Source organism: Paenibacillus sp. 05T425, from assembly GCF_056396205.1.
In genome coordinates this window covers 34,983-52,746 of sequence record NZ_JBFTLA010000002.1, presented here as the reverse complement: position 1 = coordinate 52,746, position 17,764 = coordinate 34,983, and the positions used below count along the sequence as shown (strand labels likewise).

General features: G+C 51.8%; 15 protein-coding genes. 6 read left to right on the top strand and 9 right to left on the bottom strand.

The window, feature by feature from the left end:
* Nucleotides 1-39: 39 nt before the first annotated feature.
* The 5 genes from AC1DF0_RS04085 to AC1DF0_RS04065 form a co-directional block, all read right to left on the bottom strand.
* A complete protein-coding gene (locus AC1DF0_RS04085; protein WP_477573147.1) occupies nt 40-1,503 on the bottom strand; it encodes a YycH family regulatory protein in 1,464 nt (487 codons plus the stop codon).
* On the bottom strand, nt 1,500-3,347 hold the full coding sequence (gene walK / locus AC1DF0_RS04080; protein ID WP_477573146.1) for a cell wall metabolism sensor histidine kinase WalK: 1,848 nt from the start codon (nt 3,345-3,347) through the stop codon (nt 1,500-1,502). Before walK ends, AC1DF0_RS04085 begins: the two co-directional genes overlap by 4 nt.
* The gene (gene yycF, locus AC1DF0_RS04075) at nt 3,344-4,114 is read right to left on the bottom strand and encodes a response regulator YycF (protein WP_337103881.1); all 771 of its coding nucleotides are present in this window, start codon (nt 4,112-4,114) and stop codon (nt 3,344-3,346) included. The genes walK and yycF overlap by 4 nt, the downstream gene beginning before the upstream one ends.
* A gap of 209 nt (nt 4,115-4,323) precedes the next feature.
* On the bottom strand, nt 4,324-5,901 hold the full coding sequence (locus tag AC1DF0_RS04070) for a peptidoglycan DD-metalloendopeptidase family protein (protein ID WP_442049829.1): 1,578 nt from the start codon (nt 5,899-5,901) through the stop codon (nt 4,324-4,326).
* A 138-nt stretch (nt 5,902-6,039) separates the two neighbouring features.
* Nucleotides 6,040-6,723: a hypothetical protein gene (locus tag AC1DF0_RS04065; protein ID WP_442049830.1), complete on the bottom strand. Its 684-nt coding sequence runs from the start codon at nt 6,721-6,723 to the stop codon at nt 6,040-6,042.
* 167 nt (nt 6,724-6,890) lie between these two features.
* Here AC1DF0_RS04065 and AC1DF0_RS04060 point away from each other — a divergent pair, with 167 nt between their 5' ends.
* The 6 genes from AC1DF0_RS04060 to AC1DF0_RS04035 are packed head-to-tail and all read left to right on the top strand — an operon-like array spanning nt 6,891 to nt 12,417.
* The gene (locus AC1DF0_RS04060) at nt 6,891-8,465 is read left to right on the top strand and encodes a spore germination protein (RefSeq protein ID WP_442049831.1); all 1,575 of its coding nucleotides are present in this window, start codon (nt 6,891-6,893) and stop codon (nt 8,463-8,465) included.
* Nucleotides 8,466-8,470: 5 nt separating this feature from the next.
* On the top strand, nt 8,471-9,658 hold the full coding sequence (locus AC1DF0_RS04055; protein WP_477573145.1) for a Ger(x)C family spore germination protein: 1,188 nt from the start codon (nt 8,471-8,473) through the stop codon (nt 9,656-9,658).
* Entirely contained in the window at nt 9,655-9,873 is a 219-nt protein-coding gene (locus AC1DF0_RS04050; protein ID WP_442049833.1) for a hypothetical protein, read from the top strand. Before AC1DF0_RS04055 ends, AC1DF0_RS04050 begins: the two co-directional genes overlap by 4 nt.
* Before the next feature lie 34 nt (nt 9,874-9,907).
* A complete protein-coding gene (locus tag AC1DF0_RS04045) occupies nt 9,908-11,041 on the top strand; it encodes a GerAB/ArcD/ProY family transporter (protein ID WP_477573144.1) in 1,134 nt (377 codons plus the stop codon).
* Complete coding sequence (locus AC1DF0_RS04040) at nt 11,038-11,259, top strand: hypothetical protein (RefSeq protein ID WP_442049835.1); 222 nt, start codon at nt 11,038-11,040, stop codon at nt 11,257-11,259. The genes AC1DF0_RS04045 and AC1DF0_RS04040 overlap by 4 nt, the downstream gene beginning before the upstream one ends.
* 36 nt (nt 11,260-11,295) lie before the next feature.
* The gene (locus tag AC1DF0_RS04035; RefSeq protein WP_442049836.1) at nt 11,296-12,417 is read left to right on the top strand and encodes a GerAB/ArcD/ProY family transporter; all 1,122 of its coding nucleotides are present in this window, start codon (nt 11,296-11,298) and stop codon (nt 12,415-12,417) included.
* 60 nt (nt 12,418-12,477) lie between these two features.
* On the opposite strand, the gene AC1DF0_RS04030 is transcribed toward AC1DF0_RS04035, so the two are convergent.
* The 4 genes from AC1DF0_RS04030 to AC1DF0_RS04015 all read right to left on the bottom strand — a co-directional run bounded on the left by AC1DF0_RS04030 (nt 12,478) and on the right by AC1DF0_RS04015 (nt 17,752).
* The gene (locus AC1DF0_RS04030) at nt 12,478-13,761 is read right to left on the bottom strand and encodes an adenylosuccinate synthase (protein ID WP_477573143.1); all 1,284 of its coding nucleotides are present in this window, start codon (nt 13,759-13,761) and stop codon (nt 12,478-12,480) included.
* Nucleotides 13,762-13,951: 190 nt separating this feature from the next.
* Nucleotides 13,952-15,313: a replicative DNA helicase gene (gene dnaB / locus AC1DF0_RS04025; protein WP_477573464.1), complete on the bottom strand. Its 1,362-nt coding sequence runs from the start codon at nt 15,311-15,313 to the stop codon at nt 13,952-13,954.
* A gap of 37 nt (nt 15,314-15,350) precedes the next feature.
* On the bottom strand, nt 15,351-15,794 hold the full coding sequence (gene rplI / locus AC1DF0_RS04020) for a 50S ribosomal protein L9 (protein ID WP_477573142.1): 444 nt from the start codon (nt 15,792-15,794) through the stop codon (nt 15,351-15,353).
* Complete coding sequence (locus AC1DF0_RS04015; RefSeq protein WP_442049839.1) at nt 15,791-17,752, bottom strand: DHH family phosphoesterase; 1,962 nt, start codon at nt 17,750-17,752, stop codon at nt 15,791-15,793. Before AC1DF0_RS04015 ends, rplI begins: the two co-directional genes overlap by 4 nt.
* Between the last annotated feature and the right edge of the window lie 12 nt (nt 17,753-17,764).

The following is a 17,764-nucleotide window of genomic DNA, read 5'->3' as shown; positions in this document are numbered from 1 at the left end:
CCTTCACCTCCATAACCGCTTCACCGGTCAATTAATTGTTCAATTCGGCTCCCCGCCGGCCGCTTTATTCGCCAGCAGCCCCGCATTGCTAAGCGAGCTCAGCGAACCGGTCCGTCCATTTCCTGAGCTGCCGCCGAGCGTAAGATTGCCCGAGTTCTCCGCATTGCCTTCCTTCTTCGGTTCTTCCTGCTTCGGAGGCTCATATCCGTATGGATATGCATTCTCGAGTAAATGCTCCGAACCATCCTGCAGCCGTACGGCCCATACAGGGGTGAAACGCATCTTCTTCTCTTCCACCGGCAGGGCCTGCAATGCAGGGAATAACGCAATGACTTCGCTGCGTCGCCCGAACGATTGCAGCGTTTTGCGAAGCGGCTCGCCTCCCGGCAGCCAGCGTTCCTTCCTGCTCTCTTCCTTCACGCCGAGCGTAATCAAGGAACGTGCATATTCGGTAACGACGCCCTGTTGAAGCGCCAATCTCATATAACCGTAATGGAACGGCGCCGATTCAATGACCGGGTAATGCTCGATGTATTGCTGGAACAGCACAAGCTTCCCTTTACTCGATAAGCCAGGATTTACGAAACGATGCACACCGTCCCAGCCGCCATGGTCGTTAATGAATTCAACGGACGCGAACACATTGTCGCTAAGCGCATTTTCAATATTTTGCGGGGCGGCAGGGTCTGTATAACTAATCCACATGCCATTTTGCTCAACCTGCAAGCCCCGTTTGCCGTCCGTATAAATTTGTGAGCCGTTGCGGTCCTCCCAAGTTCTCGTCGTGCTAGGATCGAAGAACAGGTTGCGCTGCATCAGGTCGGGCGAATACGTCTCGTAAGGGTATACGATCTCCGACGCGACGATCGGATTGTCCGGATAATACAGGCCGTCGGCCGTCATCGTATACGTCGGCTGGTATTGGCCGAAGCCTACATAGTCCTGCACGTCGCGCACCGTCAAGTCTGCGCGTACCGATTCATACACCATTTGCCCGTCATCCGCGAAGAAGAACGTACGCACCTCTTCCGTACCCGTCGTCTTGAAGATCCAGATTCGGTTAATCGTCTCGTTCAAGAACAGCAGGTCGCCCTCCAGCTTGAGCAGCTTCTGGAGCAGCTCCACCGGCACGCCGCTATCGAAGCGCAGCTCGATGCCGATATCGTTCTTCCGAACCTCGTCCCAATCGAGCATGTTCGCCGGATTGCGCTGGAAGCCCTTGAATTCCCGCCCCTTGATCCGTTGATTCAAGATCATCTCATAGAACTGGGTACCCGGCAAAATAACCGTATGCTTATTGTCGCCCAAATGAACGATAAGCTGATCCGGAAAGATCACGCTCTCTACACTCATCTCGCGTCCCATCGGTTCAGAGTTTGCATAGTTCTGATCGCTTCGGACGGTGGCGTTAAGACCGGGCATACTATAGGCAAGCAAATAGCTTTGTATAAGGCTGATTGCAACAAGCGCAATTAGCGCCCCCGTTTTGAATTTCTCTATCATGCAATCTCGCCCCCTTCCTGCAGCAATGGAAGCGTGAATGTTACGGTCGTTCCTTCATTGAGTTCCGAATCCAGCGCGATCGAGCCGCCATGCGCCTTCACAATTTCCCGGGCAATCGATAGACCGAGTCCCGTGCCGCCCATGTTCCGCGAGCGAGCCTTGTCCACCCGATAGAAGCGGTCAAAAATACGGCTTAAATCCTTTTTCGGAATACCGATCCCCGTATCCTTCACACTAATAGCGATCGTCCCAGAGCTTTGCTGCTTCCGGGCCGTCAGCTCAATCTTGCCGCCATCGAGCGTGTACTTAATTGCATTCGATATGAGGTTATCGAGTACCTGATCGATCTGATCACGGTCCAGCCACGCGTCCTGCAAGCCGGAGTCCACGCGGACGGTTGCCTTAATCGACTTCTGGCGCAGCTGGAACGAGAAGCGATCCGCCACCTCGTCGAGCATATCATGCACGTTCGTCTGCCTCCGTCTAAGCGGCGCCTGGTTGGAGTCAAGCCGCGACAGATGCAGCAGATCGGTGACGAGGCGAATCATCCGCTCCGTCTCGTTGCTAATAACGCCGACGAACCGCGACGACAGCTCGCGCTCCTCGAGCGCGCCGTCATTAAGCGCCTCCGCGTAACTCTTGATCGTCGTGAGCGGCGTCCGCAGCTCATGCGAGACGTTCGCCACGAACTGGCGGCGCGAATGCTCCAGCTTCTCTTGCTCCGTTACGTCCTGCAAGACGGCTATCGTGCCCGTAATACCCTTGTCCCGGCGGTGTATCGGCGTGAACGTCACGCGCAGCACATCGCCCTCTTCATCGCTGAGATGCTCCACATCCTGTCCGCGATCGAGCAGCAGCGTCTGTCCGCGTCCTTGCTGCAGCTCTTGCAGCTTCTGCTCGGAGAGGCCCAACAGCGTGGGAAGCTCATATCCCTCGCAGGAACGTACATCCAGCAACTCTAGGGCGCGGCGATTCCATACGATGATTTTGCCATGCTCATCCGCAGCAACGACGCCGTCGCTCATATTGGAGAGAATCGAAGCGAGCTTCTCGTTCTCCTCCTCGTTGACCGATAACGCATCCTTAAGCCGAATCGTCATATCGTTGAACGCCATGCTCAGCCTGCCGATCTCGTCATCGCCAAGCACCGGCACCTGGAAGTCGAATTTGCCCTCCGCTACCGCCTCGGCTTGCTTCGTCAAGCCTTGAATCGGACTTGTAATCGTATGCGCGAGCAGCACGCCTAGAACGCCGGTAAGTCCCAGCGCAATTAACGTACCCGAGAAAAAAATCTGGTTAACCCGGTTCACCGTGTCATACAGATCGTTCATGGAGGCAACAATATAGACCGCGCCTACGACCTTTTCGTTCAACACGACAGGCTGGGCAATCATCTTCTTATGCATATTGTCTTCATCTATAATTTCTTCTTCATTGTCTCGAATGTTCTGCAAGGCACGGCTAACCGCAAGCTCATTGTTCTTCTTGCCGATATCCGACTGCTGCATCTGCTGCGACGTGGCGACGATCTTGCCGTTCGAGTCCAGCACCTGCACCTCGGCGCCGCTAATACTGAACAAATTGCGCACGACAAGACTAAGCGTCTCGGTCGTATTCTCCGAGCTATCGCTATCCGCTTCCAGCTTCGGCGACAAGCTAGGCGCGGCGAACTTGGATAAGATATCAGCCTGCTCCTTCAAGTTGTTCGTGAAGCTCTCGATCAGCGAGTTTTTGACCGTACTAATAAAGTAGACGCCAATCAGCTGCATCGCCACGAGAATAAGCAGCAAATAGATAATAACGAGCTTTACTTGAATGGTGCGAAAAAAGGATTTCCCTTTCATCCGTAACCAAATCCGCCGGACTTCGGATTACGCATCACATAACCAAGTCCGCGCCGCGTCAAAATATATTCCGGACGGCTAGGATCATCCTCGATCTTCTCGCGCAGACGACGGATCGTCACGTCTACCGTCCGAACGTCGCCGAAATATTCGAAGCCCCATACCGCCTGCAGCAAATGCTCTCTCGTCATGACTTTACCGCTGTTGCGAGCCATGTAGTAGACAAGCTCATATTCGCGGTGAGTCAGATCAAGCGGCGTATTGTCCTTATAGACGACATACATATCCGTATCAATGAACAGGTTGAACAGCTTAAGCCCCTGCTTCTCTTGTTCCGGCGCGGCATTCAGATCGATCTGCTGTCCTCCCGCTCCCGCATCGCCATAACCTGTCGCAGCCGGCTTATTGTGGCGGCGCAAATGTGCCTTCACGCGAGCAAGCAACTCCCTCGTGCTGAACGGCTTCGTTACGTAATCATCCGCTCCAAGCTCAAGACCAAGCACCTTGTCGATCTCCGTATCCTTGGCCGTCAGCATAATGATCGGCATCTGCAGCTTCGTGCGCACCTCGCGGCACACATCCATGCCATCCTTGACCGGCAGCATCAGATCCAGAAGAATCAGATCAGGCTTCTCCTCGAACGCCAATCTGACCGCTTCACCGCCGTCGAAAGCGCAGATGACCTGATGGCCTTCCTTCTCCAAATTAAACTTTATTATATCTGCAATCGGCTGTTCGTCGTCGACCACTAATATTTTTCCGTGCATCGCTACACCGCCCGTATCTTGTCCTTGTAATCCCTTATATTCTAACATACACCCACTCCTCGTTCACAATGAAACTTCGCTCATGATATAAAACGCCTCTAGAGTAAATTCAAGGATGATCGAACCCACAAAAAAAGGAACGTCAACCCCGCTGTGTGCAACAGCGAAGCTAACGCCCCTTTATCTCTATTGGTATGAAATTATAAGTATTATAAGTACCCTAATGGATTAACCTTCGTGCCGTTCTTAATGATTTCGAAGTGAAGGTGGACGCCAGTGGAGTTACCTGTGCTGCCCATTACCCCGATCTTCTGGCCCTTCTCGACAATCGCGCCTTCCTTGACGCTGTAGGAGCTTAAGTGTCCGTATAACGTCTTATAACCGTTCTTGTGGTTAATAATAATTGTCTTACCCGTGCCCGACTTGCTGCCGATAAATTCGATAACGCCCGTATCGGATGCAAGAATCGATTTGTTGCCCGTTAAGTCGATACCCGTATGCATGCGGCCCCAACGCTTGCCGAACTTGCTGGACAGCCTGCTGCCGGAAACCGGCATTGCGAAGTTGCCTGAGCCTTCGCCAAGCACAACTTTCGTGCCCTTCATGACGATCGAAGCTACCGCTTCCTTCAGTACTTCCTTAGTGAGCAGCTCTTCGCTAACGACGTAGCCGTTCTGCTTCACGATCTTATACGTGAGGCGCTTCGAGCCCGGAACGCCTTCCTTGATTACCTTCGATTCGCCGAGACGCATGCTCGCGTTCTTCTGAATCTCAACCGCCGGCGCGATCGGCTCAATCTCAACCAGATTCTCCGACGTTGTAACGGTGAGCTCTGGCTGCAGTACGGTCAGATCAAGCACATCGCCGATCGTAATCTTATCATCCTTGATCCAAGTATTGTTCTCATAGATGACTTGCGGTGAAATATCGAACTTCTGTGCGATACAGCCGACACAGTCGCCTTCTTGAACCGTGTATTTCGTCGGCTTCACGCTGCCTTGAACGAGCAGCTTGTACACATCCTCGGCTTGCATAATGTCGTCCGGCGCGATATCCACCTCGTCGACCACTACGTCTTCTACGAAGCCTACGTCCGTTACTTCCCGGCCAGGCGTCTTCGAAGGCGTCTCCGCCTTGGCATCCGCCTCTTTCTGCTCCGAATCGGAGTTGAAAGACAATACGGATACTTCATTTTTCTTCTTAAGCGAGGCGGCCAGCTCAGGCGCATACTTGCTCTGCACGCGAAGCAATACATCATTTGCCGTCTGCTGATCCTTCACGATTCCGATTACTTTGCCGTCAATCTTCACTTCCACGCCGACCGCGTGTGTCGTGAACATTCCTTCCAGCTTACCAAGCGTTGCCTCGGTCTCCGCGACTGCCTTGAATGCACTTTCACTGGCGTATGTAATCGTGCCGGTATCCAATACCATTTTGATGTCCGGATTCGCTTCTTGCATTTTCGCTGTTTCTTGCTGTATTAGCAGCTCGACTGCCTCAGGTTGGTCTACCGTGCCAACGGCTGTACCATTCATATATACGTTGTAGAATTGAACTGTGTTTGCTTTTACATATTGGCTTCCGCTAAATCCGGCTACAGTGAGGAGTACAAGCGACCCAACGACGATTACAAACGGCTTCTTGCGCCAAAACGGCGAAGTCGTCTGAACGCTGGCGGGCTGTTGCTGCTTCTTGCCATTCAAGTGTTCTGATCGTGCAGGTCTAAAGTACTGGGTCGTCTTGTCCCATACCTTCTGCAGTCGACCCTTGTCCCTGAAAACGGTCATGATCGTCTCCTTTTCGCGTTAAAGCTACTATTTTTTTCTTAATCAACCAAAAAAAGCGAATTATCCTGTCGGATCACTCGCCTAATACTTTAACATATGCCTAACAAATGGGGCAACCTTTACAAACTGTTAAGAAGATTAATATTTTTTCAGAATATTCATCATCTGCTCGTATTCCGCTTTGTCGAGATGCTGTGCCATAATCTGTTGAACGCTTGTCAGCTCTTGTTCCGTTAGACCATCTTCTACATAGCCGGAGATCAATTGCATCGATTCTTGCGGTAATTTGCTCATGAGAAGCCCGAATAACGTTTCCTTGTCGTCATCCGACATTTGCTCCTTCGTTTCTGTCAAATCTTCGGTCGATATTGCCGTCTCTGTTCCGTCGATTTCCCCGCTGTCATCGACTTCCTGATCGGGCTGCGACGGCGATCCTCCCGCTTCCGTTCCTCCTCCGATACCGATATCCGTAAGCGGTGGATTCTCGATTTCTCCGAAAGCATCTTCCGTTACAGGCTCATCGTCCTGCTCGCCGTTGCCGCTTGATGCGGTCGTGTCCTCCGGAGAAGATGAAGCCTCCGGCTTGTCCTGCCCGCTTCCGCCTTCCGCAACATCCTCCTTCGCAAGCGGAGGATCGCTGCCCCACAGCTTGCCCCATACACCCGACATCGCTATTGGCGGCACCTCAAGCGGCAGGTTGAATTGCTTCAGGAGCGTATCTACGTAACTCGTAACAATATAACCCGTCGTCCATATCGATAGAAAGCTTAAGATAAGCCCCGACGCGATGAGCTTGCCCAGCCACCCTACTTTTTTCATCATCTCTGCCTCAATCCCTTCTTGAGCCGCAATCTGTTATCTATCATTATGGTCAACTATAGAGAGAGACATTCCTCATTCCCCTTATAAAAATGGAATTGTCTGCATGTTTTTACTCCCTGATKCGCATTCTATTTGGTAGTTGCTCTGTCAGGAGGTGCGCAATCGTTATGACCGACAATAAGGGTCCCCAATCGCAGCAAAACAGCAAATCGGGGCGCATCTCGCCGCTGCAGCAGTTAGATGAGCAGCGCAAGCTGCTGGCTAGGCCGCTTACCGGCGGTCTCAAAGAAGATATCGACTGTCTGCGGCAGCTATATGCAAGCAGCAAGGACGTCATTTTCCATGAATTCCAGACTCATAGCGGAGTCAAGCTTGCCATTGTCTATATCGATGGCATGACCGACATTAAGGAAATCGACGCGGAGCTGCTGCGACCGCTTAAGAACAATAAGCCGCCGGAGGACGCGGTCGGATGGGAAAGCGTTATTCGGGTCGTGACGCTCACCTCCTCCAAAAGCATTGCGACGATGGATGAGGCTTGCACGCATATTTCAGCCGGGGACAGCGTGCTGCTACATGACGGAGAGCCGACGGCACTCGTATTCTGCATGCCGCTTTGGGAGTCAAGAGCGATCGAAGAGCCCGAGGCAGAAATTGTCGTACGAGGACCTCGCGAAGGCTTCGTAGAGACGCTTAGAATTAATACGGCTATGCTGCGGCGCCGTTTGCAGTCGCCAGCCTTTCAGTTGAAAACATTATCGATTGGCCGATATACGAAAACAAAGGTCGCAATCGCATATATGGAGGGGATAACCGATCCGAGCCTCATAGAGGAGATGGAGAATCGACTCAGCATCATCGATGTGGACGGCATCATCGATAGCAATATGATCGAAGAGATGATAGAGGATGAGCCGCTCTCTCCGTTTCCCCAGCTGCAAACAACGGAGCGCCCGGATGTCGTCTCATCCGCCTTGCTTGAAGGGCGAATCGCCGTCCTTATAAACGGTACGCCGATTACATTAATAGCACCTGCAACGCTAGTTAGCATGATGCAGTCGCCGGAAGACTACTATCAGCGTTCAATCGCCATGACCGGCATTCGCTGGCTGAGGTTCTTGCTGGCCGCTATCGCGATCTTCATGCCGTCGCTATACGTTGCCATCCTATCCTATCATCAAGAAATGATTCCGACGACATTGCTGCTGACGATCTCCAAGTCGCGTGAGCAGATCCCGTTCCCGGCGCTCGTCGAGGCGCTGCTCATGGAGATTACGTTCGAGGCGCTGCGCGAAGCCGGCATTCGCCTACCGAAGCAGGTCGGTGCCGCCGTCAGCATCGTTGGCGCCCTCGTTATCGGCCAAGCCGCTATATCCGCGGGTATCGTCTCCTCGCCTATGATTATGGTCGTCGCGATCACTGGCGTCGCTTCTTTTCTCATACCGAACTATTCGCTCGCGATTGCGCTGCGTATCATTCGTTTTCCGATGATTTTAAGCGCGGGCATTCTTGGGCTGTACGGCATCGTGTTGTCGACCGTTCTCATCATCGTTCATCTGCTCTCGCTGCGCTCATTCGGCGTTCCGTATTTGTCACCAATCTCGCCGTTGCAGCCGGAGCAGTTGAAGGACACGCTTATTCGCGCGCCGCGCTGGGCAATGAATACAAGGCCGCACTTTACCGGCGGGCCATGGAATAAATACCGTCTCAGGTTGCCAAAATCACGCTTGAAGAAGGAATGATACACGTGTACGCCTACCGGCTTGTCCGCCCTGCAGCCGTGCTGCTTACGCTGCTTATCGCAACGTCGTGCCTGACCGCCTGCTGGGATCGGAACGAAATTAACGATCTGGCTATCGTAACCGCTGCGGGCTTTGATCTGGCTGATGACAATAAGATTAAGCTCAGCGTTCAGATCTATGTCCCTGCCAGCTCAAGCTCCGGACAGTCGCTTGGCAGCCAGCCGAGCGGGGAAATAAAGCAAGCTTTCGTCGAGAGCGCGATTGGCGCCAATACGTCGGAAGCAGCATCCCGGCTGCAAGAGCTGCTGTCCCGCAGGCTGTTTTGGGGACAGTCCGACGTATTCATTTTTAGCGAGAAGCTGGCCAAACATGGCTTGAACGATCCTTTGGACTTCCTTATTCGCCATCCCGATCCGCGCGAGCGGGCGAATATATACATATCCAAAGGAAACGCCGACAAGCTGCTGGCCTGGAAATCGAATATCGAGCGCAATAGCGCGGAAGCGTTGCGGGAAATGTCCGTCATTCAGACGGGACTCGACGTGTCGCTGCTCGAGGCGATCGTCGATTTATCGGATGAGGCCCACACGACTCTTATTCCATGGGTACGGATGAAGAAGAGCGGCAATAAAACATCCCCCTACCTCGGTGGTATCGGCTCAATCAAAGCACAGAAGCTGAACTATTTATATGACATCTATCAAGCACGTGGACTGCTATGGCTGCACGATCAGATTGAGATAGCCACTCTTACGACCAAGATCGAAGACAGCAATGGGTATGCCTCAATGGAAATCGTGAGCGGTGACACTAACTTGAAGCCCATCGTGCAAGGCGACAAGCTAGCCGTGAGCGTTCAGATCAAAATAGCGGGCAACATTAACGAGAATACGACGAAGCTTGATGTGACGAAGCCAGAGAACGTGAAGATGCTTGAGAAGCAGTTCAGCCTGGAAATAATGGAAAGGATTGAGGGGGCAGTCAAGATTGCGCAGCAAACGAATACGGACGTGCTAGGGTTCGCCGATCAATTCCATCGCCATCATCCGCAAGTATGGAAGAAGAACAAGCCGGATTGGGACCATGTTTTCCCCCAGGTAGAGGTGAAGTATGACATCGACGTAACGATACTGCGGATCGGCTTGGTAGGTAAGAATAAAGTGCTGAACGACGGGATGGAACAATCACAATGAGCATAACCGGGCTGGTTTATATTACTGTCGTAACGGCCGGACTGTTTCTTCTGCAATGGAAGCAATTGCGCGATCCGAAATCCAAAGCCGTGTTTGCCGCTCTCATGGTCGTCATGTGGGCTCTCGCGGTCGTCGTCGCGTATGATCCGACGTTGCCCGGACCCTATCAGCTCGTGGAATCGGTCATAGGAGCATGGATTAGGGACAGCAATTAATACTGCGCATTTATTAGAAAAGAGGGAACGATCTATGCCGAAAACGTTCATATCCGCCTTTCAGCTCTGTGTGCTCATGTTCCTCTCGCTCATGGGAACGGCATTCCTAACCGAAGTCAGCTCGGCTGCGCCAACTGCCGGCCACGACCTGTGGGTCTCTCCGATCTGGGGACTTGCCGGCGGTCTGCTGTGCATCTTTGCCTGGATCAGTCTGCATAACCGATATCCCGGCATGTCGCTAGTGCAATACGCCGATCGAATCGTTGGTCCGGTTGTCGGCAAGCTGTTGTCGCTGCTCTTTCTGTTTTACGTAACGTACGCAACCGCTTATATGCTGAGACAATTTTGTGATTTTATCAATATATCCTTTTTGATGAGAACACCGCCTATCGTGCTTGCGTTTTGCCTTATTTTGCTGTCCGCAATCATTATTTGGTGCGGCGTTGAAGTTCTCTGTCGTTTAGCCGTATTTTTTCTGCCGTTTCCGTTCCTACTTTGCGCCCTCATATTTTGGCCMTTGTACAGTGACTTGAAACCCGTCTTGCCCCTATTCGAGAACGGATTACTCCCTTCGCTTCAAGGGGCGTTTGTTTTGCAAACCTGGTATGCGATGTTCTCTTTGATAACCTTCTATTTGCCTTCGGTAGGAAGAAACCAAAAAATTAAAGGATGGAGCGTAACCTCGACCGTTATGTTATGTCTCATGCTCGTCATCATCAATTGGCATGTTGCTTCCTTCCTCCGGCATGCGACAGAGATATATCTATATCCCGTTATGGTCATTAGCCGATACTCCTCATTCAGCGAATTTTTTGAGCATTTGGAATCGATCGCGATGATGGTCTGGGTCGTCTTAGTCATTATTCGGGTTTCATACGGCTATTACTGCTTGGCCACGGGAATGGGACAATGGTTCAAGCTTCCCGATCTGAAGCCCGTTGTCATTCCAATGGGCATGCTCCTTCTCATCTTCAGCTTTTGGGGAATGCAGAGCTCTCTTCAAGTAACACTTAATCGTTGGATCGTCCCTGTATTTTATATAACCTGCGCCATCGTGCTGCCGCTTCTGCTTCTGCTAATCGATTTATGCCGGAGAGGGCTTCACCCGAATAAAAAGGCAACGGAGTCTTCTCACTCTAAGGATGAAGCGGAAGGAGCCTCCCTTTGAGCACCTATATCGCCATTCTGTTGGTAGCTGCAGCCACTACCTTATTCGACCTGAAGTGGCTGACCAACAAGCGGCTCATTATCAGCTATGCCGTTGTTTATGCGCTCGGTCTTACTCTAGGCATCTATATCTTGCTATTTCCGCATACGCCAGGGCCAGCGCAGTGGTATATTCGGATATTCGGCGGATTAAGCCGCGCTATATTTATTCAATCGTAGCACCTACACACGGAATGACCGGGGGGAACGAACATCATGCTCGACCATGGCAAAATCCAATCTTCTCAGCTCGCGTGCATGATCTACTTGAGTACGCTAGCCACCTCTATGATATTAGCCGCGCAATTTGCGTATATCCAAGCTAAGACGGACATGTGGCTTTCTCCGGCGCTGGCCTCGGTAACAGCCTTTTACCTGATTGCCATCCTCGTCTATATGCATCGATTATTTCCCGGGCGATCGCTCGTTCAATACAGCGAGGAGCTGCTTGGCGTCTTTGCCGGCAAGGCAGTAGGCTTCATTACCCTTCTCGTGATGCTGTTGATGAACGCCAACCAGACGAGACTGTTCGGCGAAGTGATGTCGGCCTACTTCTTCCGCGAGACGCCGCCCCTCGTCATCAACCTGTCCTTAATACTCGTATGCGCGATTGCGGTTCGCTCCGGCGTAGAGGTCGTTGGCAGGCTCGCGCAGCTTTGCACGCCGATTATCGTCATTCTGATGCTAATTTTCTTTTTGCCTTTTTTATCTGAAATTGAATTTGACCGCCTGCTTCCGATGCTGCAGCAAGGCATTGTGCCTGTTCTAAGGAGCTCCGTCTATTTGCAAGTATGGTTTCCGATGTATATCTTCATGACCTTCTTCCTGCCTTATGTCAGCGATATCGGCAAGGCGAGAAAACACGGCTTCATCGCCGTATGCGCCACGACGGCTTCACTCACCGGCATGATGCTTCTCGTATTGCTCATTCTCGATCAATCGACGTCACTCTTTAGCCACCCCTTTATGATCCTTGCCCGATATGTGGAGGCTTTTGATTTCATCGAGCAATTCGACGTCTTCCTCATGATCTTTTGGGTGCTTGACGTGCTCATTCGGACCACTGTCATCCTTAGCGCCACCTGCCTTGCCGTTGCGCAGTGGTTAAGAATGTCCGCTTACAAGCCGTTCGCCTTCCCTCTAGGTTCCCTTACGCTGGCTATTAGCGGATGGGGCACGCCTCGTATAATGGATTATAACCAAAGCGGGAATTATATTATGTTCATCTACATCATTGGTTTCTTACTCATTCCAACGCTTTTGTTTTTGGTATCCCTCATTCGAAAGCCGCATTCGACGACTAGCGATAATGCGCAAGCAACCGCCGATTCCGGGTAAAAAAAGAGCTGCCCATATCGTGTATGGGCAGCTCTTATATTCACATTAAGCGAACTATTATTAGTAGATCGAACGCACAATGTTCGTTTGCTCGCGATTACGGCCTACCGAGAAGATTGCGATTGGAATGCCTGTCAGCTCGGATATGCGGTTCAAGTAGTTGCGCGTATTTGTCGGCAGATCATCAAGCGTCTTCGCGTTCGTAATATCTTCGGACCAGCCTGGATATTCCTCGTACACCGCTTCGCACTCAGACAGCATCTTAAGGCTCGCTGGGTAATGCTCGATCAATTCACCGCGGTATTTGTACGCCGTACAGATCTTAACCGTATCAAGTCCGCTCAGTACGTCAAGCGAGTTGAGCGACAAACCTGTGATGCCGCTAACGCGGCGCGCATGGCGGACAACAACGCTGTCGAACCAGCCGACACGGCGCGGACGGCCTGTAACCGTACCGTACTCATGTCCTTTATCCCGGATCAATTGACCAATCTCGTTATCTTGCTCGGTTGGGAACGGACCATCGCCGACACGAGTCGTGTACGCTTTGGCAACGCCTATTACTTGTTGAATCTTCGAAGGGCCTACGCCCGAACCGATACATACGCCGCCAGCCGAAGGGTTGGAGGATGTAACGAACGGATAAGTACCTTGGTCGATGTCGAGCATAACGCCTTGAGCGCCTTCGAACAACACTTTGCTTCCAGCATCGATCGCATCGTTCAGAATAACGGATGTATCCGTTACATAAGGACGAAGCACTTCAGCGAAACCAAGATAATCAGCTACGATCTTGTCAGCATCAAGCGGTTCTCCGCCGTATACTTGTTGGATCAGGTGATTCTTCTCCAGCATAACAGCGCGTACGCGGGTTTCGAATTCTTCCGCATCCATCAGATCGGATATCCGAATACCGTTGCGAGCCGCTTTGTCCATGTAGCAAGGACCAATGCCTTTGCGTGTTGTACCGATTTTATTGTCGCCCTTGCGATCTTCCTCAAGGCCGTCCAATACGAGGTGATACGGCATAATGACATGCGCGCGATCGCTGATTTTCAAGTTTTCCGTTGAGAAGCCATTGTCATGAATATAGTTAATTTCGTCGATCAACGCTTCAGGATTGATAACCATCCCGTTGCCGATGACGCATACTTTATCGTTATTGAATATACCTGACGGAATCATCGTCAGCTTATATTTTTTATTATCAATGAGAATGGTGTGTCCGGCATTGTTACCACCTTGGTAACGAGCGACGACATCGGCTCCCTCAGCCAAATAATCAGTGATTTTGCCTTTCCCTTCGTCTCCCCACTGCGTACCGACAACAACAACCGTAGACATAATCATACCCCCGTCCGGCGTTTAAGAACACCGAAAATTACCGTCTCACAGCCTATACCAGCTATGATGCCCTGAGGCAGCCCAGCTGATACAAAGCAAAAAGACAGCATTATTAGTGTAGCAGTACGTCATAGATAAGTCAAACGAAAAACGAACAATTGTACAGTCGCCCATACAATTGTTCGGATATTTACGATGCTTGCGACGGATCCTGATGAGCTCTGTCAATACTAACAAATTTATTGTAGTTTTTGAGAAACACCAGCTCGACCGTTCCAACCGGTCCGTTACGCTGTTTGGCAATGATGATCTCGATAATATTCTTTTTCTCGGACTCTTTGTCATAATAATCGTCACGATATAAGAACGATACAATGTCGGCATCCTGCTCGATCGATCCCGACTCCCGAAGGTCGGACATCATCGGTCGCTTGTCCTGCCGCTGCTCAACGCCACGGCTGAGCTGCGACAGCGCGATAACCGGAACTTCCAGCTCACGCGCGATATGCTTAAGCGTACGCGATATTTCCGATACTTCCTGCTGCCTGTTCTCTCCCGCTTTGCCGCGGCCTTGAATGAGCTGCAAGTAGTCGATCAGAATCATGCCAAGCCCTTTCTCCTTCTTCAAGCGACGGCACTTGGCGCGGATTTCCGCTACCGTAATGCCGGGCGTATCATCGATGAAGATTTGCGCTTCGGACAAGGAGCCGATCGCCATCGTAAGCTTCTCCCAGTCGTCGCCCTCGAGATGACCGGTACGCATCCGGCCGGCATCGACGTTCGACTCGGCGCAGATCATACGTTGTACAAGCTGCGCCGCGGACATCTCCAGAGAGAAGATGGCTACTGTTTCTCTAGCCCGTACGCCAACGTTCTGCGCAATGTTCAGCGCGAACGCCGTCTTGCCGACGGATGGACGTGCCGCCACAATAATCAGATCGCTTCGCTGGAAGCCGGACGTCATCTTGTCCAGATCGACGAAGCCGGACGGAATCCCAGACGTTCCGCCCTTGTTCATATATAAGTGCTCGACCTTCTCGAATACCTCCATCAGCACATCGCGGATCGAGATGAACCCGCTGCTGGAGCGGCGGTTCGAGATTTCAAGAATTTGTTTCTCGGCATCGCTTAATAGGACGCCCACATCCTCAGAGTTTGCGTAGCCGTCAGAGACGATATTCGTCGCTGTACGAATCAGACGGCGAAGCATCGATTTCTCTTCTACGATCTGAGCATAATAGTCGACATTGGCTGCCGTCGGTACGGAATTGGCCAGCTTCGCCAAGTAGCTGACGCCGCCAATTTCCTCAAGCACTTGCTTATCCTGCAGATGCGCGGTTAACGTGACAAGGTCAATCGGCTGATTGGTCTMGCCAAGCTCGATCATCGACTCGTATATTAGCCGATGGGGACCGCTGTAGAAATCCTCGCTTCGCAGGCGCTCCATGGCGGTAATAAGCGCTTCAGCCTGCAGAAGCACGGCCCCGATAACAGCTTGCTCGGCTTCCACGTTTTGCGGCGGAATTCGATCAAATCTCAGCTCTTCTTCCATCACTTACCCTCGCTTCCTTCTTTCGATGTTGCTTTGCTTATTCTTCTGCTGCCTGTACGTTCAGCTTCGCTTTCACTTGCGGGTGGAGCTTAATCGGTACTAGCGTAACACCAAGCGTACGAATCGGATCTTCAAGCTCAATCTTGCGTTTATCAATCTTAATGCCAAGCTCTGCAAGAGCCTCGCCAATTTGTTTGCTTGTAATAGCGCCGAACAGTCTGCCGCCTTCTCCCGCCTTCGTCTTCACGACAACGGTCATCTCGCCAAGCTTCTTCGCGAGCGCTTCGGCATCTTCTTTCTCCTTGTCCTTGCGCTTCTGCTCGGATGCGTTCTGAACTTCCAGCGTCTTCAAGTTGCCGTCGGAAGCCAGCTTCGCTAGACCTTGCGGCAACAAGAAGTTGCGTACATAACCTTCGGAGAGCTCCTTCACGTCGCCTTTTTTCCCTTGTCCCTTAACATCTTTCAATAAGATCACTTTCATTCAAATAACCCCTCTTCCGCATCGATTTCTTTTAATACTTGCTTCAACTTCTCGGCCACTTCGCCTACGGTTCCTTCAAGCTGCGCGGCCGCATTTGTTAAATGTCCGCCGCCGCCCATTCTTTCCATTACAACCTGTACGTTCATATGGCCTAGCGATCTTGCGCTAATGCCGATTAATCCGTCGGCCCGCTCGCCAATGACGAACGATGCCAGAATATCCGTCATATTAAGCAGTGTATCAGCAGTCTGCGCGATAAGGAGCTGCGAATACTTGCGTCCGCTCTCCGTTACCGCAATAGCGACATGCTCATAGAGCACCTCGGCATGCTTAATAATTTCGGCCTTGCGTACGTATTCCTCCAGATCTTCCTTCAGCATCCGTTGAATCATCATGGAATCCGCGCCGTTGCGGCGCAAGAACGATGCCGCCTCGAAAGTACGGGCGCCGGTGCGCAGCGAGAAGCTCTTCGTATCGACCGTAATGCCGGCTAACAGCGCTGTAGCTTCCCGAATATCAAGCACGACACGCTCATGGATATATTGCAGCAGCTCGGTAACTAGCTCGCATGTCGATGATGCGTAAGGCTCCATATAAACCAATATGGCGTTCGAAATAAATTCCTCGCTGCGGCGATGATGATCCACCACCACAATGCGATCGGTTTGCGACAGCAGCTTCGGCTCCTTAACCATGGACGCCTTATGCGTATCGACGACAACCGCGAGCGTATGCGGCACGATAAGCTGCGCCGCTTGCTCCGGCGTCACGAACCGCTTCGCGAGCCGCTCGTCTTCCCTAATAAGAAGCATCATCTTATCAATTGCCGGATTAACGCCCTCAAGTACGATATAAGCTTCCTTGCCAAACAGCTGCGCTGCTTTCAGCACGCCGATGGCCGCTCCAATCGCGTCCATATCCGGCATCTTATGACCCATGATAACGACGTTGTGGCTCTCCTTGATCAAGTCGCGCAGCGCATGAGCCACAACACGCGCTCTTACGCGCGTCCGCTTCTCTACTGCGTTCGTCTTGCCGCCGTAGAATGATTGGCGCGCGCCAACCTTGACCGATGCCTGATCGCCACCGCGGCCGAGCGCAATGTCGAGGCTCGTATGCGCCCATTGGCCAAGCTCGATGATATGCTCCGCCCCTGCTGCGAACCCGATACTAAGCGTAATCGGAATTTTCTGCTCGCCTGTCATTTCGCGTACTTCATCTAGAATAATGAACCGGGACTGCTCAAGCACCTTAAGCGTCTTCTGGTCCGTAATAAGCAGGAAACGATCGGATGTGAGACGCTTCAAGTAAATATGATACTTCTGCGCCCATTCCGTAATCTCAGTCGTTACCTTCGATAACAGCGTACCGCGTTGATGATCGTCCATTCCGGTCGTAACCTCTTCGAGATTATCGATCATGACGACGCCAAGCGCCAGCTTCTCTTCATCGTAACGTTTGCTAAGCTGCCAGCGCTCTGTAATGTTCTTCACGTAGAGAATACGTTCCTTCGGCTTGAATATTAGCTCATACACCTGCGAGCCAACCGTAGCCTCAATCGTACCCTCGCGTTCCTTCGCTTGTTGCAGCGATGGGAACAGCTCCGTCAGCGGACAGCCGATCACCGATTCTTTGCCTACGATTTGCGTGATATACGGATTATGCCACTCGACGGCTCTCTCTTCATTATAAATAATAATACCGAAAGGGAGCTCGCTGATAACATCGTTGCCCGCCTTCTTAACTCGATAAGACAACGTACCTAGGTAGTTCTCCAAGTCTCTGCGGAAAGCCCGCTCCGCCAATATCGTATAGACGAGTACAGCCCCCGTAAAGAGCAGTCCAATTAACCCCAGCAGCCACTCATACCACGAGAGCGCAAGCGTCATAAGAACCATCAATACGAAAGACCATACCTGGTGCATCCCATGCCACCGTGTAACCAAAAACTTCGGCATTTCTAATTCGCT

Coding starts and splice junctions, on each gene's coding strand:
- AC1DF0_RS04085 (WP_477573147.1), bottom strand. CDS start 1,503: ATGATAGAGAAATTCAAAACGGGGGCGCTAATTGCGCTTGTTGCAATC.
- walK (WP_477573146.1), bottom strand. CDS start 3,347: ATGAAAGGGAAATCCTTTTTTCGCACCATTCAAGTAAAGCTCGTTATT.
- yycF (WP_337103881.1), bottom strand. CDS start 4,114: ATGCACGGAAAAATATTAGTGGTCGACGACGAACAGCCGATTGCAGAT.
- AC1DF0_RS04070 (WP_442049829.1), bottom strand. CDS start 5,901: ATGACCGTTTTCAGGGACAAGGGTCGACTGCAGAAGGTATGGGACAAG.
- AC1DF0_RS04065 (WP_442049830.1), bottom strand. CDS start 6,723: ATGATGAAAAAAGTAGGGTGGCTGGGCAAGCTCATCGCGTCGGGGCTT.
- AC1DF0_RS04060 (WP_442049831.1), top strand. CDS start 6,891: ATGACCGACAATAAGGGTCCCCAATCGCAGCAAAACAGCAAATCGGGG.
- AC1DF0_RS04050 (WP_442049833.1), top strand. CDS start 9,655: ATGAGCATAACCGGGCTGGTTTATATTACTGTCGTAACGGCCGGACTG.
- AC1DF0_RS04035 (WP_442049836.1), top strand. CDS start 11,296: ATGCTCGACCATGGCAAAATCCAATCTTCTCAGCTCGCGTGCATGATC.
- AC1DF0_RS04030 (WP_477573143.1), bottom strand. CDS start 13,761: ATGTCTACGGTTGTTGTTGTCGGTACGCAGTGGGGAGACGAAGGGAAA.
- rplI (WP_477573142.1), bottom strand. CDS start 15,794: ATGAAAGTGATCTTATTGAAAGATGTTAAGGGACAAGGGAAAAAAGGC.
- AC1DF0_RS04015 (WP_442049839.1), bottom strand. CDS start 17,752: ATGCCGAAGTTTTTGGTTACACGGTGGCATGGGATGCACCAGGTATGG.